This is a genomic window from Streptomyces sp. NPDC087215, from assembly GCF_044744885.1.
GTDB lineage: Bacteria > Actinomycetota > Actinomycetes > Streptomycetales > Streptomycetaceae > Streptomyces.
Genome location: NZ_JBIUZD010000012.1, coordinates 91,077 through 116,280, shown reverse-complemented (window position 1 = coordinate 116,280; position 25,204 = coordinate 91,077). Strand labels below are relative to the sequence as shown.

The 25,204-nt window shown below is 73.3% G+C and carries 22 protein-coding genes; 18 read left to right on the top strand and 4 right to left on the bottom strand.

Annotated features, from left to right (window positions below; genetic code table 11):
• Nucleotides 1–12: 12 nt before the first annotated feature.
• The 13 genes from ACIO92_RS26340 to ACIO92_RS26280 are packed head-to-tail and all read left to right on the top strand — an operon-like array spanning nucleotide 13 to nucleotide 14,481.
• Nucleotides 13–1,548, top strand: a complete 1,536-nt coding sequence (locus ACIO92_RS26340) for a right-handed parallel beta-helix repeat-containing protein (protein WP_402596780.1) — start codon at nucleotides 13–15, stop codon at nucleotides 1,546–1,548.
• 1 nt (nucleotide 1,549) lies between these two features.
• Nucleotides 1,550–2,839 (top strand): O-antigen ligase domain-containing protein, encoded by a 1,290-nt coding sequence (locus ACIO92_RS26335; RefSeq protein WP_366443383.1) that lies wholly within the window; start codon nucleotides 1,550–1,552, stop codon nucleotides 2,837–2,839.
• Between the two features lie 6 nt (nucleotides 2,840–2,845).
• A complete protein-coding gene (locus tag ACIO92_RS26330) occupies nucleotides 2,846–4,120 on the top strand; it encodes a glycosyltransferase (RefSeq protein ID WP_366443382.1) in 1,275 nt (424 codons plus the stop codon).
• Nucleotides 4,121–5,356 carry a class I SAM-dependent methyltransferase gene (locus ACIO92_RS26325; RefSeq protein WP_366443381.1) on the top strand — a complete coding sequence of 412 codons (1,236 nt, stop codon included), beginning with the start codon at nucleotides 4,121–4,123 and terminating at the stop codon, nucleotides 5,354–5,356. It abuts the gene before it with no gap.
• Complete coding sequence (locus ACIO92_RS26320; protein ID WP_402283072.1) at nucleotides 5,353–6,159, top strand: glucose-1-phosphate cytidylyltransferase; 807 nt, start codon at nucleotides 5,353–5,355, stop codon at nucleotides 6,157–6,159. The genes ACIO92_RS26325 and ACIO92_RS26320 overlap by 4 nt, the downstream gene beginning before the upstream one ends.
• On the top strand, nucleotides 6,156–6,803 hold the full coding sequence (locus ACIO92_RS26315) for a PIG-L deacetylase family protein (protein WP_402283074.1): 648 nt from the start codon (nucleotides 6,156–6,158) through the stop codon (nucleotides 6,801–6,803). Before ACIO92_RS26320 ends, ACIO92_RS26315 begins: the two co-directional genes overlap by 4 nt.
• 3 nt (nucleotides 6,804–6,806) lie before the next feature.
• A complete protein-coding gene (locus ACIO92_RS26310; protein WP_366443376.1) occupies nucleotides 6,807–7,832 on the top strand; it encodes an SDR family oxidoreductase in 1,026 nt (341 codons plus the stop codon).
• Nucleotides 7,829–9,103, top strand: coding sequence for a DUF4910 domain-containing protein (locus ACIO92_RS26305; RefSeq protein ID WP_402283076.1), 1,275 nt, complete (start codon nucleotides 7,829–7,831; stop codon nucleotides 9,101–9,103). Before ACIO92_RS26310 ends, ACIO92_RS26305 begins: the two co-directional genes overlap by 4 nt.
• Before the next feature lie 4 nt (nucleotides 9,104–9,107).
• Nucleotides 9,108–10,403, top strand: a complete 1,296-nt coding sequence (locus ACIO92_RS26300) for a hypothetical protein (RefSeq protein WP_402283078.1) — start codon at nucleotides 9,108–9,110, stop codon at nucleotides 10,401–10,403.
• Nucleotides 10,400–11,347 (top strand): glycosyltransferase family 2 protein, encoded by a 948-nt coding sequence (locus ACIO92_RS26295; RefSeq protein WP_366443372.1) that lies wholly within the window; start codon nucleotides 10,400–10,402, stop codon nucleotides 11,345–11,347. The genes ACIO92_RS26300 and ACIO92_RS26295 overlap by 4 nt, the downstream gene beginning before the upstream one ends.
• Nucleotides 11,344–12,582, top strand: a complete 1,239-nt coding sequence (locus ACIO92_RS26290) for a polysaccharide pyruvyl transferase family protein (RefSeq protein ID WP_402283080.1) — start codon at nucleotides 11,344–11,346, stop codon at nucleotides 12,580–12,582. Before ACIO92_RS26295 ends, ACIO92_RS26290 begins: the two co-directional genes overlap by 4 nt.
• Complete coding sequence (gene rfbC, locus ACIO92_RS26285) at nucleotides 12,579–13,148, top strand: dTDP-4-dehydrorhamnose 3,5-epimerase (RefSeq protein ID WP_366443370.1); 570 nt, start codon at nucleotides 12,579–12,581, stop codon at nucleotides 13,146–13,148. Before ACIO92_RS26290 ends, rfbC begins: the two co-directional genes overlap by 4 nt.
• Nucleotides 13,149–13,155: 7 nt before the next feature.
• Nucleotides 13,156–14,481, top strand: a complete 1,326-nt coding sequence (locus ACIO92_RS26280; protein WP_402283082.1) for a glutamate-1-semialdehyde 2,1-aminomutase — start codon at nucleotides 13,156–13,158, stop codon at nucleotides 14,479–14,481.
• A 7-nt stretch (nucleotides 14,482–14,488) separates the two neighbouring features.
• Here ACIO92_RS26280 and ACIO92_RS26275 read toward each other — a convergent pair whose 3' ends face one another.
• The 3 genes from ACIO92_RS26275 to ACIO92_RS26265 form a co-directional block, all read right to left on the bottom strand.
• A complete protein-coding gene (locus ACIO92_RS26275; RefSeq protein WP_366443446.1) occupies nucleotides 14,489–15,169 on the bottom strand; it encodes a phosphatase PAP2 family protein in 681 nt (226 codons plus the stop codon).
• A 191-nt stretch (nucleotides 15,170–15,360) separates the two neighbouring features.
• Nucleotides 15,361–15,933, bottom strand: a complete 573-nt coding sequence (locus ACIO92_RS26270) for a hypothetical protein (protein ID WP_366443367.1) — start codon at nucleotides 15,931–15,933, stop codon at nucleotides 15,361–15,363.
• 722 nt (nucleotides 15,934–16,655) lie between these two features.
• A complete protein-coding gene (locus tag ACIO92_RS26265; RefSeq protein WP_366443366.1) occupies nucleotides 16,656–17,045 on the bottom strand; it encodes a metalloregulator ArsR/SmtB family transcription factor in 390 nt (129 codons plus the stop codon).
• A 95-nt stretch (nucleotides 17,046–17,140) separates the two neighbouring features.
• On the opposite strand from ACIO92_RS26265, the gene ACIO92_RS26260 reads away from it, so the two are divergent.
• The 5 genes from ACIO92_RS26260 (at nucleotide 17,141) to ACIO92_RS26240 (ending at nucleotide 24,578) form a co-directional block, all read left to right on the top strand.
• Entirely contained in the window at nucleotides 17,141–19,117 is a 1,977-nt protein-coding gene (locus ACIO92_RS26260) for a heavy metal translocating P-type ATPase (RefSeq protein ID WP_402283085.1), read from the top strand.
• A 477-nt stretch (nucleotides 19,118–19,594) separates the two neighbouring features.
• Nucleotides 19,595–22,261: a class IV lanthionine synthetase LanL gene (lanL, locus tag ACIO92_RS26255; RefSeq protein ID WP_402283087.1), complete on the top strand. Its 2,667-nt coding sequence runs from the start codon at nucleotides 19,595–19,597 to the stop codon at nucleotides 22,259–22,261.
• Nucleotides 22,262–22,307: 46 nt separating this feature from the next.
• Nucleotides 22,308–22,463: a VenA family class IV lanthipeptide gene (locus ACIO92_RS26250; protein WP_366443363.1), complete on the top strand. Its 156-nt coding sequence runs from the start codon at nucleotides 22,308–22,310 to the stop codon at nucleotides 22,461–22,463.
• A 142-nt stretch (nucleotides 22,464–22,605) separates the two neighbouring features.
• The gene (locus tag ACIO92_RS26245; protein WP_402283089.1) at nucleotides 22,606–23,718 is read left to right on the top strand and encodes an ATP-binding cassette domain-containing protein; all 1,113 of its coding nucleotides are present in this window, start codon (nucleotides 22,606–22,608) and stop codon (nucleotides 23,716–23,718) included.
• Nucleotides 23,715–24,578, top strand: a complete 864-nt coding sequence (locus ACIO92_RS26240; protein WP_366443361.1) for an ABC transporter permease — start codon at nucleotides 23,715–23,717, stop codon at nucleotides 24,576–24,578. Before ACIO92_RS26245 ends, ACIO92_RS26240 begins: the two co-directional genes overlap by 4 nt.
• Nucleotides 24,579–24,636: 58 nt before the next feature.
• Here ACIO92_RS26240 and ACIO92_RS26235 read toward each other — a convergent pair whose 3' ends face one another.
• Entirely contained in the window at nucleotides 24,637–25,002 is a 366-nt protein-coding gene (locus tag ACIO92_RS26235) for a hypothetical protein (protein ID WP_366443360.1), read from the bottom strand.
• Nucleotides 25,003–25,204 lie beyond the last annotated feature (202 nt).

Below are 25,204 nucleotides of genomic sequence, written 5' to 3'. Positions count from 1 at the left end.
GGAGGAGGCGTGGTGTTCAGGAGGCGGCGCTGGGCGGTGCCGGTGGCGGTGCTCGCGCTCGTCCTGCCGGTGGCGGCCGGTTGTACGGGCACGGCGGACGCCCCGGTGGCGCCGACGGGTGCGCCCAGCGCGTCCGGGGCGTCCGACGTGTCCGTGGCCCGGGTGTGCGACGGGCCCGCGGCGGGCCCGGTGTCCGCCCCGGCGGGCGCGGTGTCGGTGGATCCCTCGGTGGTCGGTGATCTGGCGGCGAAGACCGCGAGCAGCCCCGCGGGCAGCACGTTCTGGCTGCGTCCGGGCACGCACCGGCTGGACGGGGACCGGTACGCGCAGGTCGTGCCGAAGGAGGGGAACCGCTACCTGGGCGCGCCGGGCGCCGTCCTGGACGGCGGGAAGGTCAACCAGTACGCGTTCGGCGGTACCGCCCGGGGCGTCACGCTCAGCCATCTGACGGTGCAGCGTTTCGTCGCGCCGAACAACGAGGGCGTGGTCAATCACGACATGGCCGACGGCTGGGTGATCGAGCACACGACGATCCAGCACAACTCCGGCGCGGGGCTGATGGCCGGTGCGCGTCAGCGGCTCACGGGCAGTTGTCTGCGCGCCAACGGGCAGTACGGGATGAACGCGTACAAGACGGGTGACTCCATCCGTGGTCTGGTGGTCGAGGGCAACGAGGTCGTGGGGAACAACACCGACGACTGGGAGCGGCGGGAGCCGGGCTGCGGGTGCAGCGGGGGCATCAAGTTCTGGGCGGTCGACGGTGCCGACGTGCGGGGCAACTGGGTGCACGACAACCGGGGCGCGGGGTTGTGGGCGGACAACAACAACAACGACTTCCGTATCGAGGACAACGTCATCGAGGCCAATGACGGTGCCGCGCTGGTGTACGAGACCAGCTACAACGCGGTGATCCGGAACAACACGATCCGGCGGAACAACTGGGTCGAGGGGCGCGCGTCCGCCGACGGCGGCGACGACTTCCCGTACGCGACGGTCTACGTCTCCGAGTCCGGCGGCGAGCCCCGGGTCCCGGCCCGCACGGACAAGATCGAGATCTACCGGAACGTGCTGGAGGACAACTGGAACGGGATCACCCTGTGGGAGAACGCGGACCGGTTCTGCAACAGTCCGGCCAACACCTCCACCGGCTACTGCACGCTGCTCGTGAAGGACACCGGGCGCTGCGCGCGTCCGGCGATCGCCGGGGCACCGCTCTACGCGGACTGCCGGTGGCGGACCCAGCGGGTGGACATCCACGACAACCGGTTCCTGCTCGACCCGTCCGTCCTCGCGTGCACGGCGGGGTGCGGCCGGATGGCGGTGGTGGCCAACTACGGCACCTACCCGGACTGGTCGCCGTACCGGGGCGACCGGGTGGCGCGGGCGATCACCCTGGAACAGCACAACCACTGGCACGACAACGTCTACCGGGGGCCGTGGACCTTCGTGGCCAACGACCCGAGCCGGAAGCTCGATCCGGGGCAGTGGCGGCGGGCTCCGTACCTCCAGGACGCGGGCAGCACCTTCACCGCGCGGTCGGGCGGCTGAGATGAGCGAGGACCTCAGGGGTGCGGAACGGGACGGGGCGGGTGTGCCGGAGGAGCAGCCCGGTGCCGTGGCGCGCCTCGTCGGGACGCCGAAGGCCGTCGGTGTGGTCTGGGCGCTGCTCGGTCTCAACACGCTGGGCTCGGCCGGGGCGAAGACCGTCGTGGCGATCCCGCGCTCCTTGATACAGATGGCCACCATGGGCGCGCTGGTCACCGCGTTCGCGCTGGCGCTCGTGCTCAATCCCCGGCTGCGCATCCGGCCCAGTGCCTTCGTGTTCCTGCTCACCCTGCTGCTGGTGCCGAGTCTGATCGCCAGCGTGCAGTTGGAGGTCGGGTTCGGCGCGTTGTTCCGCTGTGCCCGGCTGTCGCTGTTCGTCGGCACGCTGTGGCTGCTCAGCCGCTGGTGGGACGGTGGTCTGACGTTCGTCCGGTACCACGTCCGGATGTACTTCGCGGTGCTCGTGCTGGTGGCGGTCGGGCTGGCGGTCGCACCGGGGACGGCCATGCCCGAGTACTACGGCGGGCGGCTCGTCGGCGCGCTGTGGCCGTTGACCCCGCCGCAGATCGGGCAGTACTCCGCGGTGATCATCGGGCTGACGGTGCTCCTGCTGCTCGGCCGTCGGACCAGCGGGGCCAACGCGGCGGCGGTCATCGTGCTGTCGGCGGTGCTGCTCGCGATGACCCACACCCGGACGGCCACGCTCGGTCTGCTCGTCGGGCTGTCCCTCGCGATCGGCTCGCTCGTCCTGACCAGCGCCGCCGCCCGCCGGTTCTTCGCCTGGGCGGTGGTGTGCGGCACGGTGGCGGCGGTGGCGTTCAGTTCCGCGATGCAGGCGTGGTTCCTGCGCGGGCAGAGCCAGGAGAACTTCGCCAACCTCACGGGCCGGGCCGTGGTGTGGGACTCGCTCCTGTCCATGCCCCGCACGCTCGGGGAGCGGGCGTTCGGTACGGGCCTGGGCGACAAGTCGTTCGACGGCCTGCCGATCGACAACAGCTGGCTGGCCGTCTATCACGAGCAGGGTCTGACCGGGGTCGCGCTCGTCGCGTCGATGATCGTCGTGCTGGGCGGTGTCGCGCTGCTCCGGCCGCCGTCGCTGCCGAGGGCCTGCGCGATCTTCCTGATCAGCTACTGCGCGATCTCCTCGTACACCGAGGTGGGGCTCGGCGACGCCTCCGCGTACCTCCTGCACCTGGCCCTGGCCGCCTCGCTGCTCGCGGCCCCCGTCCCGGCCGAGCCCCTTCCGACACCCCACATGCCCCGACGACGTGTCCCGCGATGGGCCCGGAGGTGACCTGAGATGTATGTCCTGGTGGTCCACAACCGATACTCCTCGGCGCAGCCGAGCGGGGAGAACAGGGTCGTCGACGAGGAGGTGGAACTGCTGCGGGCGGGCGGCCACCGGGTCGAGCTGTTCGAGCGGCGCAGTGACGACATCGCCGGCCGGTCGCTGCTGGGCAAGGTGGCCGTGCCGCTGCTCGTGCCGTGGAATCCGGGGGTCCGTAAGGAGCTCGCCGCCCGGCTCAGGGCCGACCGGCCGGACGTGGTGCACGTCCACAACGTCTTTCCGCTGCTGTCGCCCGCGGTGCTCGCCGCCTGCGCCGACGTCGGTGTGCCCGTCGTCGCCACGCTGCACAACTACACCCAGGTGTGCCCGCCGGGCACGCTGCACCGGGAGGGCCGGTCGTGCACGGAGTGCGTCGGGACCGCGTGGGCGCTGCCCGCCGTCCGGCACGGCTGTTACCGCGACTCCCGGCTCGCGACGGTTCCGGTCGCGGTCGGTCTGTCGGTCAACCGGCGGCGGTGGTGGTCCGGCGTGGAGCGGTTCTTCTGCATCTCGCGGGCGCAGCGGGACGTGCTGGTGCGGTCCGGGATGCCGTCGGAGCGGCTGGCGGTGAAGCACAACTTCGTGCCCGACCCGGCCGCCCGCCGCGAGGGCGCCGGTGAGCACCTGCTGTTCCTGGGGCGGCTCGCGGAGGCCAAGGGGATACGGCTCCTGATGACCGCGTGGGACGAGCTGGCCGCCGGGGGCGGGGTGGGCGTGCCTCTGGTGATCGCCGGGGCGGGCCCGCTGCAGCCGGAGGTGACCGCGTGGGCGGCGGGCCGGGAGGACGTGCGGTACGCGGGGCTGCTGGATCCGGCGGAGTGCCGCGAGGCGGTCGCCCGTTCGGTGGCCGTGCTGGCTCCCTCGATGGCTCTGGAGACCTTCGGTCTGGTGGTCGCGGAGGCGATGGCGGCGGGGGTTCCGGCCGTCGCCGCCGGTCACGGCGCCTTCGTCGAGCTCGTCGAGGAAGGGGTGACGGGGCTGCTGCACCGGCCGGGCGAGTCCGGTTCGCTGGCGTCCCGGGTGCGGGAGGTCACGGCCGATCCGGACCGCAACCAGGAGATGGGCCGGGCGGCCCGGCGCCGGTACGAGCGGGGCTTCAGCCCCGCCGTCGGCCTGGAACGTCTGGTGGAGGGGTACCGCGCCGCGATGGCGGGGCGGTCCGGCGGCGGGCACGGCGCGCCGCCGACAGACAACGGGAACACGGGCCCGCGGCGGGACGACCGCGCGGGCAGGGAATGGGGGAAGTAGATGACAGGATGCCGACTCTGCGGTTCGGAGGCGCTGGTCAGCGTCGTCGATCTGGGGGCGACTCCGCCGTGCGAGAGCTTTCTGGCCGCGGAGGAACTGGACCGGCCGGAACCGACGTACCCGCTGCACCTGCGGGTCTGCACCGACTGCTGGCTCGCGCAGATACCTCCGCTGATCACACCGGAGGAGACGTTCACGCAGTACGCGTACTTCTCGTCGTACTCGACGTCCTGGGTGGAGCACGCCCGGGTGTTCGTCGAGGACGCCGTACGGCGGGCGGGCCTGGGTCCGGACGCCTTCGTCGTCGAGGTCGCGAGCAACGACGGCTATCTGCTGCGGCACGTGGTGGACCGGGGGATGCGCTGCCTCGGTGTGGAGCCCTCGGTGAACGTGGGCGCCGCCGCGCGGGAGGCGGGCGTGCCCACGCTCACCGCGTTCCTGTCCCCGGAGACCGGTTCGGCCGTCCGGGCCGAGCACGGTCCTGCGGACCTGGTCGTCGCCAACAACGTGTACGCGCACATCCCCGACGTGGTCGGTTTCACCCGGGGGCTGCGTTCGCTGGTCGCCGACGACGGCTGGGTCTCCATCGAGGTGCAGCACCTGCTGACCCTGATCGAGGAGAACCAGTACGACACGATCTACCACGAGCACTTCCAGTACTACACGGTCGCGTCCGCGATCCGGGCGCTGGCGAGCGGCGGGCTGACCCTGGTGGACGTCGAGCTGCTGCCCACGCACGGCGGTTCGATCCGGCTGTGGGCCCGGCCGTCGGAGGCGGCCGGGGAGCCGACGGGGAGGGTGGCGGACGTGCTGGCCCGGGAGAAGGCCGCCGGGCTCCAGGAGCTGTCCGGGTACACGGACTTCTCGGCGCGGGTGGCGAAGGTGCGCAGGGACCTCCTGAAGTTCCTCGTCGAGGCGGCCGAGCGCGGTGAGACGGTCGTCGGCTACGGCGCCCCGGGCAAGGGCAACACCCTGCTCAACCACTGCGGTGTGCGGCCGGACCTGCTGGCGTACACGGTGGACCGCAACCCGTACAAGCACGGCAGGTTCACTCCGGGCACCCGTGTCCCGATCCTTCCGCCGGAGCGGATAGCCGCCGACCGGCCGGACTACGTCCTGGTCCTGCCGTGGAACCTGCGGGACGAGCTGGTCGAGCAGTTGTCCTTCGTCCACGAGTGGGGCGGCCGGCTGGTCTTCCCCATCCCGGAACTGAGCGTCGTCGAGGTGAAGTCATGAAGGTCGTGCTGTTCTGCGGCGGTTACGGGATGCGGATGCGCAACGGAACCGCCGACGACGTGCCCAAGCCGATGGCGATGGTCGGCCCCCGGCCGCTGATCTGGCACGTCATGCGCTACTACGCGCACTTCGGGCACAAGGAGTTCATCCTGTGCCTGGGGTACGGGGCCCATCACATCAAGGACTTCTTCCTCCACTACGAGGAGACGACGTCCAACGACTTCGTGCTGCGCCGGGGCCGTACGGAGCTGCTGTCCACGGACATATCCGACTGGACGATCACGTTCGCGCAGACCGGGGTGGAGTCGCCGATCGGGGAGCGGCTGCGCCGGGTGCGGCACCATCTGGACGGCGACGAGATGTTCCTCGCCAACTACGCCGACGTGCTCACCGACGCCCCGCTGCCGGAGATGATCGACCGGTTCTCGCGGCGGGACGCCGGGGCGTCGATGATGGTGGTGCCGCCGCAGTCCTCGTTCCACTGCGTGGAACTCGCCGAGGACGGCCTGGTCGGCGGTATCACCGCCGTGAGCGAGCTGCCGCTGTGGGAGAACGGCGGCTACTTCGTCCTCCGGCAGGAGGTCTTCGACCACATACCGGAGAACGGGGACCTGGTCGCGGACGGCTGCGCGGGCCTGGCCAAGGGCGGGCGGCTCGTGGCGCACCAGCACCGGGGCTTCTGGAAGCCGACCGACACCGTGAAGGAACGCGCCGCGCTCGACGCCGGGTACGCCCGGGGCGACCGCCCGTGGGCCGTGTGGGAGCGGGGCGGCGCGACCGCGGGCGGGGTGGGGACCGCGTGATACGTCTCGGGGCCGGGGGCCTGGACCGGATCGTCGCGGTGGGCGCGCACTGCGACGACATCGCGATCGGCGCGGGCGGCACCCTGCTGACGGTGTGCCTCGCGCGGCCGGGCGTCCGGGTCGACGCGCTGGTGCTCTCCGGCGGTGGCGGCGACCGGGAGGACGAGGAGCGGGCCGCGCTCGCCGCCTTCTGCCCGGACGCCGATCTGCGGCTGACCGTGCTGAAGCTGCCCGACGGCCGGCTGCCCGCGCACTGGGACGAGGCCAAGGCCGCGGTGGAGGAGCTGCGCGCCCGGACCGATCCGGACCTGGTCCTCGCGCCGCGCACCGACGACGCGCACCAGGACCACCGGGGCCTGGCCAAGCTGATGACCACGGGATTCCGTGACCACCTCGTGCTCGGCTACGAGATCGTCAAGTGGGACGGCGACGTGGGCCGTCCCTCCGCCTATCAGCCGCTGTCGCCGGAGACCGCCGAGCGGAAGGTGCGGCTGCTGCAGGAGCACTACCCCTCGCAGCGGCACCGGCCCTGGTACGACCGGGAGGCCTTCCTCGGCCTCGCGCGGATCCGGGGCATCGAATGCCACGAGCGCTACGCCGAGGCGTTCGCCGTCACCAAACTCACTCTCGACCTGGGGGAATGAACCTTGCGCGTACTGCTGACCGGACACCAGGGCTATCTGGGCACCGTGATGGCACCGGTCCTCGCCGCCGCCGGGCACGAGGTCGTCGGCCTCGACTCGGGCCTGTTCGCGGACTGTGTCCTCGGCCCCCGGCCGGAAGACCCGGCGGGCCACCGGGTGGACCTCAGGGACGTCACGGCCGAGCACGTGGCCGGGGTGGACGCCGTGATCCATCTGGCCGCGCTCTCCAACGACCCGCTGGGCTCGCTGGCGCCGGACCTGACCTACGACATCAACCACCACGCCTCCGTGCGGCTGGCCCGGCTCGCCCGCGAGGCCGGGGTGCGCCGTTTCCTGTACGCGTCGACCTGCTCCGTCTACGGCGCCGCCGGGGGTGACGAGCTGGTCTCCGAGGAGGCCCCGCTGCGTCCGGTGACGCCGTACGCGGAGTCCAAGGTGCGGGTGGAGGACGATCTGCACGCGCTGGCCGACGACGACTTCACCCCGGTGTACATGCGCAACGCCACCGCCTTCGGGTACTCGCCCCGGCTGCGCGCCGACATCGTCCTGAACAACCTGGTGGGCCACGCGCTCCTGTCCGGCGAGGTCCTGGTGCTCTCCGACGGCACGCCGTGGCGACCGCTGGTGCACGCCGCCGACATCGCGCGTGCCTTCACCGCAGCGCTGGACGCGCCCCGCGAGGCGGTGCACGACCGGGCGTTCAACATCGGCGGCGAGGCCAACAACGTCACCGTCGCCGAGATCGCCGGGCAGGTCGCCGAGGCGGTATCCGGCGCGAAGGTCCGCATCACCGGCGAGAACGGCGCCGACCCCCGCTCGTACCGGGTGGACTTCTCCCGGTTCCGCGCGGCGATCCCCGGCTTCGACTGCGAGTGGACCGTGAAGCGGGGCGCCCTCGAACTCGCCGACGCCTACCGGGAGCACGGGCTGACCAGGGAGGACTTCGAGCGCCGGTTCACCCGTCTCGCGGTGCTGCGCGCGGGCTCCGAGAGCGGCGCGGTCGACGACACCCTGCGGTGGCGCCGATGACGACGGTCGGCGAGGAGATGCACGCGCTGGTGGAGCGGCTGTACCCGCTCTGCCGGAGCATCACGGGCGACGGGGTGCGCGCCACCCTGGACATCGTGGGCGAACACCTCCCGCTCCAGGTGCACGAGGTGCCGACCGGGACGCGGGTGCTCGACTGGACCGTGCCGCAGGAGTGGAACATCCGGGACGCCTACATCGCCGACGCGAGCGGCAGACGGGTCGTCGACTTCGCCGAGTCCAGTCTGCACGTGCTCGGCTACAGCGTGCCGGTGGCGGCGACCATGCCGCTGGCGGAGCTGCGGGGACATCTGCACACCCTGCCGGACCAGCCTTCCTGGGTGCCGTACCGGACCAGCTACTACACGCCGGAGTGGGGGTTCTGCCTGTCCCAGGAGACCCTGGACGCGATGCCGGACGGCGACTACGAGGTGCGGATCGACTCCACCCTCGCGAACGGCCACCTCACCTACGCGGAGCACGTGGTGCCGGGGCAGGTGCCGGAGGAGGTGATCGTCTCCTGTCACATCTGCCACCCCTCGCTGGCCAACGACAACATGGCGGGGGTCGCGGTGGCGACGTTCCTGGCCAAGGAGCTGGCCGAGCGGACGCCGTACCACACCTACCGGTTCATCTTCGCGCCGGGCACCATCGGGGCGATCACCTGGCTGGCCCGCAACGCGGAGCGGGTGGAGCGGGTCAGACACGGCCTGGTGCTGGCCTGCGCCGGGGACCCGGGCCAGCTGACGTACAAGCGGAGCAGGCGCGGCGACGCGGAGATCGACCGGGCGGTGCGGCACGTGCTGACGGCCTCGGAACGCCCGCACCGGATCGACGAGTTCACTCCGTACGGCTACGACGAGCGGCAGTACTGCTCCCCCGGTTTCGATCTCGGCGTGGGCTCGCTCAGCCGCACCCCGTACGCGGCCTATCCCGAGTACCACACCTCGGCGGACGATCCGGACTTCGTCTCCCCGGAGGCGATGGCGGACACGCTCGCCGTCTGCCGCGAGGTGTTCGCGGTCCTGGACCGCGACCGGCGGTACCAGAACCTCAGCCCGTACGGGGAACCGCAGCTCGGGCGGCGCGGGCTGTACGAGTCGCTCGGCGGTCGCAGCGACGCGAAGCAGGCGCAGATGGCCATGCTCTGGGTGCTCAGCATGTCGGACGGCGAGCACGGTCTGCTCGACGTCGCCGAGCGGTCGGGGCTGCCGTTCGACACGGTCGCCGACGCGGCCGACGCCCTGCGTGACGCCGGACTGATCAAGGCGTGATCCGATGACCACCGGAAGCGAGAGGACGGCGGTGCCCTCGGCCCGGCCCACCGCCCTGCGGACCATCGCCGGGCGGCTGTCCTGGGGGCTCGCCGACCAGGCGGTCTGCAGCATGACCAACTTCGTCGTGGGGGTCTATGTCGCACGGTCGCTGGGGCTGGCCGCGTTCGGCGTGTTCAGCCTGGTCTGGGTGACCTACGGCGTGGTGCTGGGGGTCTCCCGCGGGCTGGCCACCGACCCGCTGATGGTGCGCTTCAGCGGGGTGCCCACGGGGGTCTGGCGCGCGGCGGCCGCCCGGTCGACCGGGACCGCGCTCTGCGTCGCCGTCGGTGTCGGCGCCGTGTGTCTGGCGGCGGGGCTCGGTATCGGCGGCCGGGTGGGGCACGCGTTCGCCTGCCTCGGCGCCGTCCTGCCCGCACTGCTGCTCCAGGACGCCTGGCGGTTCTCCTTCTTCGCCGCGGGCACCGGGCGGAAGGCCTTCGCCAACGACCTGCTGGGCGGCCTGGCGCTCGTCCCGGCGATGGTGGTCGCGGCCCGGGTGGGCAGCGTCGCCGGGTTCGTGCTCGCCTGGGGCGCCGCCGCCGCGGTACCGGCGGCGTACGGCTGCTACCAGTCCGGCATCCGGCCCCGGGTGACCGAGGCGCGCGCCTGGCTGCGCGAGCAGCGCGACCTCGGCTACCGGTACCTCGTCGAGAACGTCGGGGTCAGCGGCGCGGGCCAGCTGCGCGCGTACGGCCTCGGCGCGATCGTCGGGGTCAGCGCGGTCGGCGTCGTCCGGGGTTCCGAGCTGCTGCTCGGCCCGTTCCTCGCCGTCCTGATGGGCCTCTCGCTCGTCACCGTCGCGGAGGCGGCGCGGGTGCTGCGGCAGGCCCCGCACCGGCTGCGCGTGTTCTGTCTGCTGCTCGGCGGCGGGCAGGCCGTCGCCGCGCTGCTCTGGGGCGCGGCGCTGCTGTTCGTACCGGACCGGTTCGGTGAGTTCGTGCTCGGCGGTGTCTGGTACGCCGCCTCGCAGCTCATCGTGCCGGCCACGCTCGGTGTCGCGGGCGCCAGCCTGGGCACCGGCGCGGCGGCCGGGCTGCGCGCGCTCGCCGCCGCCCGGCGCAGCCTGCGCTGTCAGCTGATCGCCTCCACCCTCTACGTCTGCGGCGGGCTCGGCGGGGCGCTCGTCGGCGGCACCGTCGGCTCCGCCTGGGGCGTCGCCGGAGCGACGGCGGTCAGTTCCGCCGTGTGGTGGCTGGAGCTGCGGTCCGCCCTGCACGCGCACGATCACCACACCATCCGTGAAGTGAGGACCACATGACCACCCCTCCCCGGCTGAGCGTCGGACTGCCCGTGTACAACGGCGAGGAGTACCTCGCCGAGGCGTTCGAGGCCCTGCTCGGCCAGACCTACGAGGACTTCGAGCTGGTCGTCTCCGACAACGCGTCGACCGACGGGACCCGGGACATCTGCCGCCGCTACGCCGAGCGGGACTCGCGCGTCCGGTACATCCGGCTGCCCCGGAACATCGGCGCCGCGCCGAACCACAACTACGTGTTCACCGAGTGCCGGGGCGAGCTGTTCAAGTGGGCCTCGCACGACGACCTGTACGCCCGGGACCTGCTGCGGGCCTGTGTGGAGGCGCTGGACGAGCGGCCGGAGGTGATCCTGGCGCACAGCGGGCAGGCGGTCATCGACGGCGAGGGCCGGGTGAAGGTGCCGTACGCGTACGGGCTCGCCACCGACTCCCCGCACGCGCCGACGCGTTTTCGCAGCATGTTGTTCGAGCCCGGCGGCGACGACTTCTACGGGGTGATGCGGGCCGATGTGCTGCGCCGGGTGAAGCCGCACGACAGCTACCACCACGCGGACCGCACGTTCGTCTCCGAGATCGGTCTGCACGGGCCGTTCCACCAGGTGCCGGAGCTGCTGTACTTCCGCCGCGACCACCCGACCCGGGCCGAGCGGGCCAATCCGTCCAAGCGTTCCCGGTGCGTCAACCTGGATCCGCGCCGGGCCGGTCCGCTGCATCCGACGCCCCGGCTGCTCGCCGAGTACGTGGCGGGCTTCGTGTCGGCGATCCGGCGCGCGCCGCTGTCCACGGCGGACCGGCGCGCCTGCTACGGACATCTGGTGGCGTGGGCGACCAGCCGGGTCCGGCCGGGTGCCGGTGAGCGGGTCGAGGACCGTGCTCCGGTCGACCCGGGCCGGACCACGGTCTCCCTCGACGACCTGGTCGCCGGGCGTGAGGGGAGGAAGGCGTGAGCTCCACCCGGAGGGCCGGGGCGCGCGTCGGGGTGTTCGGGCTGCTGGGCTCCGGCAACCTGGGCAACGACGGTTCGCTCGAAGCGGTCCTCGGCTACCTCCGCGCGGAGCATCCGGGGGCGGTGGTGGACGCGCTGTGCGGCGGTCCCGAGGCGGTCACCGCCCGGTACGGCGTCCCCGCGACCCGGCTGCACTGGTACGGCGGGGAGTACCGGACGGCGTCGCGGGTGGGCGCGGTCGCGGGCAAGGGCCTGGGCAAGCTCGTCGACGCCGTGCGGACGGCCGTCTGGGTGCGCCGCCACGATGTGGTGATCGTGCCGGGCATGGGGGTCCTGGAGGCCACGCTGCCGCTGCGGCCGTGGGGTTTCCCGTACGCGCTGTTCCTGCTCTGCGCGACCGGGCGGCTGTTCGGCACCCGGGTCGCGCTGGCCGGGGTCGGCGCCGACACGATCCGCGACCGGCCGACCCGGGCGCTGGTGCGCTGGTCGGCGCGGCTGGCCGCGTACCGGTCGTACCGCGACACCCTGTCGCGGGACGCGATGCGGGCGATGGGCGTGGACACCGCGCGCGACGAGGTGTATCCGGACCTCGCGTTCGCCCTGCCGACGCCGTCGCCGGGCACGCCCCCGGGGCCGCCGGGCCCGGTCTGTGTCGGTGTCATGGCCTTCCACGGGGGCAACGACGACCGCGACCGGGCCGAGGAGATCCACCGGCGCTATCTCGACGGGACGACCCGGTTCGTCCGTGCGCTGGCCGAGGACGGCCGGCCGGTCCGGCTGGTCACCGGGGACGCGTGCGACGCGCCGGTGGTGGCCGCGATCCTCGAAGCGGTGGACTCGCCGCTGGTCACCGTCTCGGAGGCGGCTTCGCTCGGCGATCTGATGAAGGAGATGGCCGCCGCCGACACGGTGGTGGCGACCCGGTACCACAATCTGGTCTGCGCGCTGAAGGTCGGCACGCCGACGCTCGCGCTCAGCTACGCGGCGAAGAGCGACGCGCTGATGGCCGAGATGGGTCTCGGCGCGTACCGCCATCCGGCGCGCGAGGTGGACGCCGACCGGCTGCTCGAACAGTTCCGGGAGCTCGAACGGCGCTCGGCGGAGCTGCGGAGCGTCCTCGCCGAGCGGAACCGGGCCGCCGCCCGGCGCCTCGACCACCAGTTCGCCGCCCTGACCTCGGCCCTCTTCCCGAGGACCGGTCCTGCCCACGCCCACGCCCTGCGGGAGAACACATGAGAGCGACCCCGGTCCCGGAGATCGACGGGGCCTACCTGTTCGAACCGACGCCGTACGCCGACGAACGCGGCTTCTTCTGCCGCACCTTCGACGCCGAGGTGGTCCGCTCGGTCGGCCTCGACCCGGACGCCTTCGTCCAGGACAGCCTGTCCCGGTCGGTCCGGGGCGTGCTGCGCGGTCTGCACCTGCGCGCGGGCGCCGGGGAGGCCAAGCTCGTGCGGTGCTCGTACGGGAGGATCTTCGACGTCGTCGTCGATCTGCGGGCGGGCTCCCCGACGTACCGCAACACGGCCTTCTTCGAGCTCTCCGGCGAGACGCAGCACACCCTGTACATCCCGGCGGGGTGCGCCCACGGTTTCCAGGCGCTCACCGAGACCGCCGACATCTCGTACCGCATCGACCGGCCGCACGACCCGGCCGAGGACGTGACGATCGCCTTCGACGACCCGGAGCTGGGCATTCCGTGGCCGCTGCCGGTCGCTTCGGCGTCCCGGCGGGACCGGGAGGCGCCGGGCCTCGCCGAGGCGCTGAAGCACGCCGAGGCTCTGAAGCACGAGGAGAACTGAGATCAGCGTGAACACCGAAGACTTCCCCCTCCCCCGCTCGCGGCGGGCGAACGAGCGGCTGCACGCCCTGATCCCGGGCGGCGCGCACACCTACGCCAAGGGTGACGACCAGTACCCCGAGGACCTGGCCCCGGTCATCAGCCACGGGCGGGGCGCCCATGTGTGGGACGTGGACGGCAACCGCTATGTCGAGTACGGCTCCGGTCTGCGGTCGGTCAGTCTCGGCCATGTCCATCCGCGCGTCACCGAGGCGGTCCGGCGGGAGCTGGACCGGGGCGGGAACTTCGTCCGGCCGTCCGTCCTGGAGGTCGAGGCCGCCGAGCGGTTCCTGGCCACGGTGCCGACCGCCGAGATGGTGAAGTTCGCGAAGAACGGCTCCGACGTCACGACCGCGGCGGTTCGCCTCGCCCGCGCCGTCACCGGGCGCCCCCGGGTGGCCGTCTGCGGCGACCAGCCGTTCTTCTCCACCGACGACTGGTTCATCGGCACCACGCCGATGCCCGCGGGCATTCCGGCGGCGACCACCGAACTCACCCTGGCCTTCCCGTACGGGGACCTGGCCGCCACCGAGGAACTGCTCTCCCGCCACCGGGACGAGGTCGCCTGTCTGATCCTGGAGCCCGCGGGGCACAGCGAACCGCCGCCCGGATACCTCGCCGGTCTGCGCGAACTGGCCGACCGGCACGGATGCGTGCTGGTCTTCGACGAGATGATCACCGGCCTGCGCTGGTCCGAGGCGGGCGCCCAGGGCCTGTACGGCGTCGTCCCCGACCTCTCCACGTTCGGCAAGGCGCTGGGCAACGGCTTCGCCGTCTCCGCGCTCGCCGGGCGCCGCGAGCTGATGGAGCGGGGCGGGCTGCGGCACTCCGGCGAGCGGGTGTTCCTGCTGTCGACCACGCACGGCGCGGAGACCCACTCACTGGCCGCCGCGATGGCCGTCCTCACCACCTATGTGGAGGAGGGGATCACCGCGCGACTGCACGCCCTCGGCGAACGGCTGGCCGCCGGGGTCCGCGCGGCGGCGGCCGGAGCGGGCGTCGGCGACCACCTCCTCGTCCGGGGCCGGGCCAGCAATCTGGTGTTCGCCACCCTCGACGGGGCCGGGCGGCCCTCGCAGGAGTACCGCACCCTGTTCCTCCGCGCCCTGCTCGCGGGCGGGGTGCTCGCCCCGTCGTTCGTGGTGAGCAGCGCGCTCGACGAGGCCGACATCGACCACACCGTGGAGGTGGTGGCCGAGGCGTGCGCGGTGTACCGCAAGGCGCTGGACGCCGGGGACCCGACCCCGTGGCTGGCGGGACGGCCGGTGAAGCCCGTGTTCCGCCGTCTGGCGTGACCTGACGTCAGGGCCGTGCGGGGCGGCCGGTGGCGGCCGTCCGCGCGGCCCGCCGGTCGGCCGTCCGGTCGATCAGCCGGGCGAGGGCGGGGACGGCCGCGAGCGCGGTGCACCAGCCGCCGACGGTGTCGGTCGGGTAGTGCGCGTCCAGGGCGACCTGTGCCCAGCCCATGGCGCCCCCGGCGACCAGCGCCCCGGTGAGCACCAGCAGCGCCCCGGTCGCCCTGGCGAGGCCGAGGCGTCCGGCCGCGAGCACTCCCGCCACGAGGGCGAGGGCGGTGAGGAAGGCGGTGTGTCCGCTCGGGTAGGACAGGTGGCCGCCGTTGATGGTGCGTCCCACGACGTGCTTGAGCAGGGTCGTCGCCACCACGGGCACACCGGTGCCGAGGACGACGAGCACCGCGGCGCGGGGACGGCGGAGCAGCAGGCAGCCCGCCACGGCGGCCACGATCAGCGTGGCCGCTCCGGCGGGCTCCCCCAGGAAGTCGACGGCCAGGGCGAGCGTCCGCCACGGCGGCCGGACGTCGTCCAGGGCCGCCTCGATCCGCTCGTCCACGGCGCCGGGCCCGCCCCGGCCGCCGTACAGGACGCCGAGCAGGAGGACCACGAGGGCGGCGAGGACGGCCGCCGGGCCCAGCGTCGAACGAAGTGCGGGTGGCAGCACCGGGGGTGCCGGCCGCCCGGTCACGTCCGGTTCGGCGGTGGTGGTGATCAGGCGGTCCAACGGAGCCCCCTCGTCGTGTCCGGCCGCTGTCCGGCGGTCTCGACCGGCCCCCGGGCCTCGGCTCCTGGCCCCGTCCGGCGCGCGGGCGGCGGGCCCGGTCGGCCTTCGTGCCTCACCCTAACCAACGAACCGGGCGCGGCACACCGCGTACGGGATCACTCGGACGGCGCCCCGGCGGGCGCCCCGGCGGGCTGTCGGACCGGGAGGCTCCGGAGCGTCTCCCCGCTCGCTTCCAGGCGCTTGATCAGTCGGCGTACGTGGATGAGGGGCAGGATGCCGAAGACCCCGAAGGACATGTCGACGACCGACCACCAGAAGGGGATGTCCCGGATCGGGCCGCAGATCAGGGCGAGCGGGATGATGCCGACGCAGGCGATCATGCCGAACTCGACGACCCAGACGTTGCGGACGGGGTCGCGGTGGACGCCGTAGAAGGCGACCGCGATGACGAGGTGGGCGAAGGCGAGCCAGTCGGTGCCGTAGAGCAGGTACGGGGACTCGGCGCCCGCGGTGTCGAGCCCGAGCCGGACCGTGTGGATCCACTCGGCGAGTCCGGGCAGGGCGTCGGCGACGGGGGCCGCCCAGGTGCTCAGGGCGGAGTCGAGCAGCCGGAGTTCGGTGATGAGCGGGAAGGCCGTGAGCCCGCTCAGGACGAGACAGACGACGAAGAGGATCAGCCAGGCGCGAATGCGTGCGAGAAGGGCTCGGGGCCCGTTCGTGTCGCTCATGGGGGCAGCGTACGCCCCTGCTGAACGTGTTCAAAAATGGGGTCGGGGCGATCGGTGACGCGGCGCGCGACCGGGCGGCGGAAGCGGCGCGGCCGCACGCGCGCGTGAACAGGGCGGGGCCGTGGAAGCCATGACGTCGGGTCACACGGGCGGCGCGGCGCGGGCGGCCGGGGGCGGAAGGTTCTCGTGGCGGTACGGAAGACGGAACCGGTGGACCTGCCGGTCTCCTTCGAGCCGCCCCCGCGCCTCTTCGCGTACGTCGTCGGGTGCGGCCGGGCTCCTGCCCCTCGGGAAGCGGGACGCCGACGCCGGGCCGCCCACCACCGTGGGGCCGCTCTTCACGGATGTCGGCGCGGTCCCGGTCCGCGACCAGGTCCGCCCGGCGCAGGGAGTCCTCGGGCGGGCCCTTGAGACGTGCGGCGGCGGAGCCGGAGAGCAGGCCGTCCGGCCGCCTTCGGCGCGCATCCGCCGACCACGCGCCGCCACGGAAGACGCGACCCCCGCACACGACCCCGCCCGTGCCGGGAGACGCGCCCTCCCTCAGCAACGGCCGCGGGGCCGCCGTCCCCCGCCGGGGCATCCGCACGCGGCGGGCCGGGTTCACAGCCGCTGACGGATCGGCGCGCCCCGAACCGTCGCCTCGCGTTGGCGAAGGGCACGCGCGGGGCGGCCGGACCTCGAACACGGCCCAGGCCCCGGGGGCTTCGAGGGGCGCCGAGCGCTCAGCGACCGGCGGCCGCCGGGGCGGACTCGCCCGCCGGGGCGTCGCGCAGGCCCAGGCGCAGGTGCTCCACGTGGTAAAGGGCCTGGTCGAGGAGTTCGGCGACGTGGTCGTCGTAGAGCGAGTAGACGATGCTGCGGCCTCGGCGCTCACCGGTGACCAGACCGAGGTTGCGCAGCAGGCGGAGCTGGTGGGAGCAGGCCGAGCTCTCCATGCCGACGGCCTCGGCGAGCTCCCCGACCGAGCAGGGCCCCTCCTGGAGGCGGGCGAGGATGTAGAGCCGGGAGGGGGTGGCCAGGGCCTGGAGGGTGGCGGCCACGTCGGCGGCGCCGACCGCGTCGAGACGCTCGCGGGTACCGGCGCTGCTGCTGGTCTCGTGTCCGTGGCCCATGAGCACCATCATACCGATGACACATGAAGACCTGTTCACATGTTCTTGTATGGTGGAGGTGTCATCCCCTCCCGCCCGTGAAGGGTCGCCTCGTCATGCCTTCCGCCCTGGACCAGCGGTCCGCTCCGCCCGCCGGCGGCCCGCGCCCGGCCCCGCCCCGGCGGCGCACCCGTCTGCTGGCGCTGCCCGAAGCCCGCTGGGCCCTCGCCTCCCTGGTGCTGTTCCTGCTCGCGCTGCCCGTCCATCTGCTGGACGGCCCGGTATGGCTGTGGGCGGCGCTGTTCGCCGGGACCTACGTCACCGGGGGCTGGGAGCCGGGCCGGGAGGGAGTGAAGGCCCTGCGGGACAGGACGCTCGACGTGGACCTCCTGATGGTGCTGGCCGCACTGGGGGCCGCCGCGATCGGCCAGGTCCTCGACGGTGCGCTGCTGATCGTCATCTTCGCGACCTCCGGCGCCCTGGAGGCCCTGGCCACCGCGCGGACGGCGGACTCCGTGCGCGGCCTGCTCGACCTCGCGCCCGCCACCGCGACCCGCCTGCTGCCCGGCGGCGGGGAGGAGACCGTGGACACCGGGGACCTGAGGGTCGGGGACACGGTCCTCGTCCGCCCCGGCGAGCGGGTCGGCGCGGACGGCCGGGTGGTGGACGGGGCCGGTGACGTGGACCAGGCCACCATCACCGGTGAGCCGCTGCCGGTGCCCAAGCAGGCCGGGGACGAGGTGTTCGCCGGCACCGTCAACGGCACCGGCGCCCTGCGCGTGCGGGTCGAGCGGGACCCGTCGGACTCGGTCATCGCCAGGATCGTGAGGATGGTCGAGGAAGCCTCCCGGACCAAGGCCCCCACCCAGCTCTTCGTCGAGAGGATCGAACAGCGCTACTCGATCGGCATGGTCGTCGCCACCCTCGCCGTCTTCGCCGTGCCCCTGGCCCTGGGCGCCACGCTCCAGTCCTCCCTGCTCCGGGCGATGACGTTCATGATCGTGGCCTCGCCGTGCGCGGTCGTCCTGTCCACGATGCCGCCGCTGCTGTCCGCCATCGCCAACGCGGGACGGCACGGAGTGCTGGCCAAGTCCGCCGTCGTCATGGAACGCCTCGGCCAGATCGACACCGTCGCCCTGGACAAGACCGGGACCCTCACCGAGGGCACTCCCCGCGTCACCGACGTCCGGCCGCTGGCGGGAAGCGGGCTGGACGCGAGCGGCCTGCTGGCACTGGCCGCCGCGGCGGAGCACCCCAGTGAACATCCCCTCGCCCGCGCCCTGGTCACCGCCGCCCGCGAGGAGGGCCTGCGCCTGCCGGAGGCCCACGACTTCACGGCCGCTCCCGGTCGCGGGGTCACCGCGACCGTCGACGGCCGCGCCGTCACCGTCGGTTCGCCCGCCCACCTCCTGGACGGCTCCGGTCACGCCGCTCACCGGGCGGTGGTCGCCCCGCTGGAGGAGGACGGCCGCACGGTCGTCGTGGTCGCGCGCGACGGGGAGCCGGTGGGCGTACTCGGCCTCGCCGACCGGCTGCGGCCCGACGCGGCGGCCACCGTCGCGGAACTCACCCGCCTGACCGGCCGCACCCCCGTCCTGCTCACCGGCGACAACGAGCGCGCGGCACGGTGGCTGGCCGCCGAGGTCGGCATCACCGACGTCCGCGCGGGACTGCTGCCCCAGGACAAGGCGGCCGTCGTCAAGGCGTGGGAGGCCGAGGGCCGCCGGGTGCTCATGGTCGGCGACGGCGTCAACGACGCCCCCGCCCTGGCCGCCGCGCACACCGGGATCGCCATGGGCGGGGCCGGATCCGACCTCGCCCTGGAGACCGCCGACGCCGTCGTCGTACGCGACGAACTCGCCGCCGTCCCGTCGGTCGTCCGGCTCTCCCGCGCCGCGCGCCGCCTGGTCGTCCAGAACCTCGCCGTCGCGGGGGTGTTCATCACCGCGCTGGTCGTCTGGGACCTCGTCGCCGTCCTCCCCCTGCCGCTCGGCGTCGCCGGACACGAGGGGTCCACCGTCATCGTCGGCCTCAACGGCCTGCGCCTGCTGCGCGAGGCCGCCTGGCCCCGTTCGACCGGGGACGCCGTCTGACCGGAGGAGCCCGCCACGCCCGGGGAGGCCCGTCGCACCCGGCCCGCCGGGCGGAACCATCTGACCGATGAGCCGGGCAGGACCGTGGCCGGGTCCCCCGTGCGTCCGGCCGAGGACGGCCGTGAGGAGGAAATCCCTTTCACCCAGGGGTTTCTGCCGGTGCCTCCGATCGGCCGGGGCGGGCTCGTGACGCCTGTGAAAGGCGGGAGGGGCGCGCGGTTCCCCCGGCCCGTTCCGCCGCGCGCTCCCCTCGGTGTGACCTCTCGTCACCTGGGCTTTCTCTCTTCCTCCCACGCTGCTTCGCCCGTCACCCCGCGTGCACTCCGGCGCATCGCATTGCGCCCCGGCGCACTTGAACCGGCGTGAACTGCGCTGTGCGCTCGCCGCATCAAGTGAAAAGCTGTCTGGTGTGTTGGTATGCCCACCTCCTTCGGGCAACGTTCCGACCAGCGGTTCTCACCGTTGAGAGGGACAGGCATGACGAGCCACGCAATGGAAGCCGAGTTCGAGAGCCTCCTCGATCGGGCGCTGGACGCGACCGGTAGCGGAGCGCGCTGGAAGACCGACACCGACGACATGTGGTGCCGGGTCGCGAACCCCTCGGGGGCACAGCGCACGCAGGGCTGGAAGCTGCACGTGTCGGCCAGCGCCGCCTCCGCCCCGGCGGTCCTCGCGAAGGCGCTGGACGTGCTGCTGCGGGAGGAGTCGACGTTCAAGTTCGCCCGGTCGCTCGACCAGGTGAGCGCGCTGAACTCCCGTGCCACCCCGCGCGGAAGCTCGGGCAAGTTCATCACCGTGTACCCGCGTTCCGACGAGGACGCGACCCGGATCGCCCGGGAACTGCACCGTGCCACGGCGGGGCTCACCGGCCCCCGGATCCTGTCGGACCAGCCGTACGCGGTGAACAGTCTGGTGCACTACCGGTACGGCGCGTTCGTCGGCCGGCAGCGGCTCTCGGAAGAGGGCCTGCTGGTGTGGTTCATCGAGGACCCCGACGGCAACCCGGTCGAGGACAAGCGCACGGGTCAGTACGCCCCGCCGTCCTGGGCGGTGTCCCCCTTCCCCGCCTCGGTGCCCGCACCGCCCCGCAAGGAGGAGGCGGCGAACCGCCCGGTGCTGCTCGGCGGCCGTTTCTCGGTACGGGAGGCGATCCGGCACACCAACAAGGGCGGTGTCTACCGGGGCACCGACGTCACCACGAGCGCCCCCGTGGTGATCAAGGAGACCCGGCCCCATGTGGAGGCCGACTCCTCGGGCAATGACGTCCGCGACTGGCTGCGGGCCGAAGCGCGGGCCCTGGAGAAGCTGAAGGGGACGGGGCTCGCACCCGAGGCCCTGGCGATGTTCACCCACGGCGGCCATCTGTTCCTGGCCCAGGAGGAGGTGCCGGGCGTCCCCCTGCGCAACTGGGTCGCCGAGCACTTCCGTGACACGGGGAGCGAGCGGTACCGCGCCGACGCGCTGGAGCTGGTCGCGCGGCTCGTGGACCTGGTCGCCGCCGCCCATGCCCACGGCTGTGTGCTGCGGGACTTCACCCCCGGCAACGTGATGGTCCGTCCCGACGGCGAACTCCGCCTCATCGACCTGGAACTGGCCGTCCTCACCGAGGACGATCCGCTGCCGACCCGGGTGGGCACCCCGGGGTTCAGCGCCCCCGAGCGGCTCGTGGACGCACCCGTCTCCCCGACCGCCGACTACTACAGCCTCGGTGCCACCGCCTGCTTCGTCATGGCGGGCAAGGTGCCGAACCTGCTGGAGGAGGAGCCCGCCGACCGGCCGGCCGAACAGCGGCTCGCCGACTGGCTGGCCGCCTGCGCCGCACCGGCGGGGCTCCCCGAGGGCCTCACCGAGGTGTTCCTCGGCCTGATGCGGGACGACCCCGCCGCCCGCTGGGACCCCGCCACGGCCCGGGAGGCGCTCCGCAGGGCGCACCCCGCGCGGCGCGGCGTCCCGGCCGCCGTGACGGCGACCGCCACCGACGAACGGCACACCACGGTGGCCGGGATCGTGGACCACCTCGTGGACTCCCTCGCCCCGGCGGACGACCGGCACCTGTGGCCGGTGTCCACCATGGCCGGGGAGACCGACCCCTGTACCGTCCAGCAGGGCGCGGCCGGTGTCCTCGCCGTCCTCACCCGGTACTACGAACTCACCCAGGACCCCCGGCTGCCCGAGGTGCTCGCCACCGCAGGACGCTGGATCGCGGACCGCACCCCCGTCACCGGACCCGTCCGCCCCGGACTGCACTTCGGGGGCCGCGGGACGGCGTGGGCACTGTTCGAGGCCGGGCGGGCCCTCGACGACCGGCCGCTGACGGACCACGCCCTGGCCCTGGCCCTGGCACCGCAGGAGGCCACGCTCAGCCACGACATCACCCACGGGGCCGCGGGCAGCGGGACGGCCGCCCTCCACCTGTGGCACCGCACCGGTGATCCGCGCTTCGCGGAGCTGGCCTCCGACGCGGCCGACCGGCTGGTCGCCGCCGCGCTCCACGAGGACGCCGGAGCAGGCTGGGCGGTGCCCGCCGAAGCGGTCTCCGAGGAACGCGGCAAACGGTACCTGGGCTTCGCCCACGGCAGCTCCGGCATCGGCGCGTTCCTCCTGGCCGCGTCGGAGGTGACGGGGCGCGCCGAACACCGGGACCTCGCGGTGGCGGCCGGTGAACTGCTCGTGGCCCACGCCGTACGCGTCGGGGAGACGGCCCAGTGGCCCGCCCAGGCCTCGGACGTGCCCACGGCCCCGTACTGGTGCCACGGCTCGGCGGGCATCGGCACCTTCCTGGTGCGCCTGTGGCGGGCCACCGGGGACGACCGGTACGGCGACCTCGCCCGGCGCGGCGCGGGCGCCGTGACGGAACGCGCCTCCCGCGCGGCCCTGACGCAGTGCCACGGGCTCGCGGGCAACGGCGACTACCTGCTCGACCTGGCCGAGGCGACGGGCGATCCCGCCTATCGCGCCATGGCCGGGGAGCTGGCCCGGCTCATCGTCGCCGAACGGGCCCGGCGCCACGGTCACGTGGTCTTCCCCAACGAGTACGGGGAGACCTCGACCGGTTGGAGCGACGGTTCCGCGGGGATCCTGGCCTTCCTCCTGCGGACCGACCACACAGACCCCCGGCACTGGATGGTCCAGCAGCCGGTCTAGCGCGGGCACACCGCCCGCCGTCCCATCACAGAGAAGGAGACACACCATGGAGAACAACGACCTCGAACTGCTGGCCGCCCTCCACGCCCTTCCGGAGACCGACCCGGTCGGGGCCGACGGTGGCGCGTTCAGCGGCACCTGTGAGTGCGTCGGGCTTCTGACGCTCCTCAACACCATCTGTATCGGCATCAGCTGCGCCTGATCCTCAGGCAGCACCATCCGGCCGACGGCTGTCCCGGGCAGCCGTCGGCCGACGGCCGTTTCCCGGGCGCCCGTCAGCGGCGACGGCTCCGCACCACGGGCGGGGCGGCCGCCGAAGTCTCCCAGGACGAGGACCAGACGACATGCAGCTTCACGCCGGTGACGACGATCTCGCCCCAGCGGGCCTCATGACCACGGCCGTCTCCGGTCCGGAGCCCGGCCACGACCCTCCGGCGCCCGCCCTCGCCATCAGCGCGCGCGGCCTGGTCAAGAGCTACCCGGGCCCCGACGGCACCACCACCCTGGCCGTACGCGGTCTGGACCTGGACGTGCGGCAGGGCGAGACCTTCGCGTTCCTCGGTCCCAACGGCGCGGGGAAGTCCACCACCATCGCGCTCCTGTGCGCCCTCGCCCGTCCCACCGGCGGCCACGCCACGGTGGCGGGCGCCGATGTGCTGACGGAGCCCGACCGGGTGCGGCAGCAGGTCGGCATGCTCTTCCAGCACAGCGCCCTGGACCCGGACCTGACGGCCGAACAGAACCTGTACATCCACGCGCGGCTCTACGGGCTGCGCCGCCGCACCGCGCGCCGCCGCACCGCCGAGGTGCTGGAGACCGCCGAGCTGAGCGACCGGCGCCGCTCCCCGGTCCGTACCCTCTCCGGGGGGATGCGGCGACGCCTGGAGATCTCCCGTCAGCTGCTGCACTCCCCCAGCGTGCTCTTCCTGGACGAGCCGACCACCGGTCTCGACCCTCATGCCCGCGCCCGGATCTGGGAGCACCTGCGCGCCCTGCGGGAGAAGCACGGCAGCACCCTCTTCGTCACCAGCCACTATCTGGACGAGGCGGAGAACTGCGACCGCATCGCCATCATCGACCACGGGCGACTGGTGGCGCAGGGCACTCCCCACGCGCTGAAGGCGGCCATCGGGGACGACCGGGTGGTGCTGCGGACCAGCGACGACACCCGGGCCCGCCGGGTCGTCCGGCGGGCGGTGCCGCCGGACCGCGCCGTCTCCGTGGACGCCGACGGGGTCTGGCTGCGGGTGCCGGACGGCAGCGCCTGGATCCCACGGCTGTGCGCGACCCTGGAGACCCACGGGGTCTCGGTGCACGCCGCCTCCGCGACCCCGCCCACCCTCGACGACGTGTTCTTCCACCACACCGGCCGCAGCATCCACGCCGCGCAGTCCGGGCGCGCACCCCTCACCCCCGCTCCGGGCCGGACCCCGGCGGAGAACGGCGGCGGCCGATGACCACGCTCATCCTGGAGACCCCCGGCTCCCCGGACGCCACGGCCGGGGAGCGGCTGCCCCGGCTGCGGCACGAGCTGCGCGCGATCCACGCCCTGGTCCACCGGGACCTGCTGCGGCTGGCCTGCCAGCGGGCGCACACAGCGCTGATGCTGCTCCAGCCGGTGCTCTATCTGTTCATCCTCGGTGGCGGAATGGCCGCCCTGATCCCCGACGCGAAGCTGGGCGTGGGCTATCAGACCTACCTCTTCCCCGGCATTCTGATGATGACGGTGCAGACCCCGGCCATCATGGTCGGCATCAGGCTGATCACCGACCGGCAGAGCGGCTACCTCCGGGAGCTGCTGATGGCTCCGGTGAGCCGCTCGACCCTGCTCCTCGGGAGCTGTCTCGGGGGCACGCTGGTGGCGACCGTCCAGGGGGCCGTGCTCCTCTCCCTGTCCGGCACGGTCGGCCTGCCGTACGACCCGGTCCTGCTGCTGACGCTCCTCGGCGGGATGCTCCTGGCCTCGTTCACCATCACCGCGCTCGCCCTGGCCCTGGCCGTGGGCCTGCGCAGGCCGGAGACGTTCCACACGCTGCTCGGAGTGGTGATGATGCCGCTGCTCTTCCTCTCCGGCGGGTTCTTCCCGCTGGAGAACATGCCGGGCTGGGCGCACGCCCTGGCCGCCGTCAACCCGATCGCGTACGGGGTGGACCTGCTGCGCCGGAGCATCGGGCTGCGGGTGCCGGGCCAGGAGGCGGTCGGCGGCATCGCGTGGGGCGGCTGGCAGCCGCCGCTGCTCCTGGAGGCCGGGCTGCTCCTGGCCGGTGGCGCGCTCGCGCTGTGGTGGGCCACCCGCCGCTTCAGTCGTCCGGAGTGACGGGGACCGCGCCGTCCTCCCGCCCCGGTGGTCCGGGCGGGAGGACGGCGGGCGGTGCTCAGGAAGTGCGCTTCAGCGTCCAGGTGTTGGGGTCGATGCTCGGGACGGCGGAGTACCGGCAGGAGCTGGAGTAGTAGGTGCTGACGATGGTCCATCCGGCGGGCGGCCAGGTGGAGCCGCAGGCGTTGACCTGGGTGCCCACCGGATAGCCGCGCAGGTCCTTGATCTGCTTGCTGTTGGGCGTGAAGCCGGGTCCGCAGCCGCTGCTGTTCCACCACTGGACGTCGACCCAGCCGCTCGGGGTCAGCGCGCTGGCGCACATGTTGACGGTGTCGCCGGGCGCGGCGGACGCGGGTCCGGTGGAGAGCGCGAAGACGGCGGCGGTGGCGGTGGCTATCGCGGCGGCGTGACGGATGCGGAACACGGGGCTTCCTCCCGGCGCGCTGGACCTGCCGCCGGCCTTCGGCGGGCCTCACCAGGCGCCGCAGTATTGGTATCCGACATCGGGACGGGACAGACAGTCCTCTTCTGGGCACAACTCCTGGGCGGTTTAAGGCCGCTGGTCGAGGCGAGCGGTTCCCCGGGCCCCTCCGTCCGGGGCCGGGCCCGGCTTCGGCGCCCGGTGG

Bases quoted from the DNA above. Each gene is read 5' to 3' on its own strand.
- ACIO92_RS26295 (WP_366443372.1), top strand. From the start codon at position 10,400: ATGACCACCCCTCCCCGGCTGAGCGTCGGACTGCCCGTGTACAACGGC.
- ACIO92_RS26250 (WP_366443363.1), top strand. From the start codon at position 22,308: ATGGAGAACAACGACCTCGAACTGCTGGCCGCCCTCCACGCCCTTCCG.
- ACIO92_RS26245 (WP_402283089.1), top strand. From the start codon at position 22,606: ATGCAGCTTCACGCCGGTGACGACGATCTCGCCCCAGCGGGCCTCATG.
- ACIO92_RS26240 (WP_366443361.1), top strand. From the start codon at position 23,715: ATGACCACGCTCATCCTGGAGACCCCCGGCTCCCCGGACGCCACGGCC.
- ACIO92_RS26300 (WP_402283078.1), top strand. From the start codon at position 9,108: ATGACCACCGGAAGCGAGAGGACGGCGGTGCCCTCGGCCCGGCCCACC.
- ACIO92_RS26305 (WP_402283076.1), top strand. From the start codon at position 7,829: ATGACGACGGTCGGCGAGGAGATGCACGCGCTGGTGGAGCGGCTGTAC.
- ACIO92_RS26265 (WP_366443366.1), bottom strand. From the start codon at position 17,045: ATGGGCCACGGACACGAGACCAGCAGCAGCGCCGGTACCCGCGAGCGT.
- ACIO92_RS26320 (WP_402283072.1), top strand. From the start codon at position 5,353: ATGAAGGTCGTGCTGTTCTGCGGCGGTTACGGGATGCGGATGCGCAAC.
- ACIO92_RS26325 (WP_366443381.1), top strand. From the start codon at position 4,121: ATGACAGGATGCCGACTCTGCGGTTCGGAGGCGCTGGTCAGCGTCGTC.
- lanL (WP_402283087.1), top strand. From the start codon at position 19,595: ATGACGAGCCACGCAATGGAAGCCGAGTTCGAGAGCCTCCTCGATCGG.
- ACIO92_RS26335 (WP_366443383.1), top strand. From the start codon at position 1,550: ATGAGCGAGGACCTCAGGGGTGCGGAACGGGACGGGGCGGGTGTGCCG.
- rfbC (WP_366443370.1), top strand. From the start codon at position 12,579: ATGAGAGCGACCCCGGTCCCGGAGATCGACGGGGCCTACCTGTTCGAA.
- ACIO92_RS26260 (WP_402283085.1), top strand. From the start codon at position 17,141: ATGCCTTCCGCCCTGGACCAGCGGTCCGCTCCGCCCGCCGGCGGCCCG.
- ACIO92_RS26270 (WP_366443367.1), bottom strand. From the start codon at position 15,933: ATGAGCGACACGAACGGGCCCCGAGCCCTTCTCGCACGCATTCGCGCC.
- ACIO92_RS26330 (WP_366443382.1), top strand. From the start codon at position 2,846: ATGTATGTCCTGGTGGTCCACAACCGATACTCCTCGGCGCAGCCGAGC.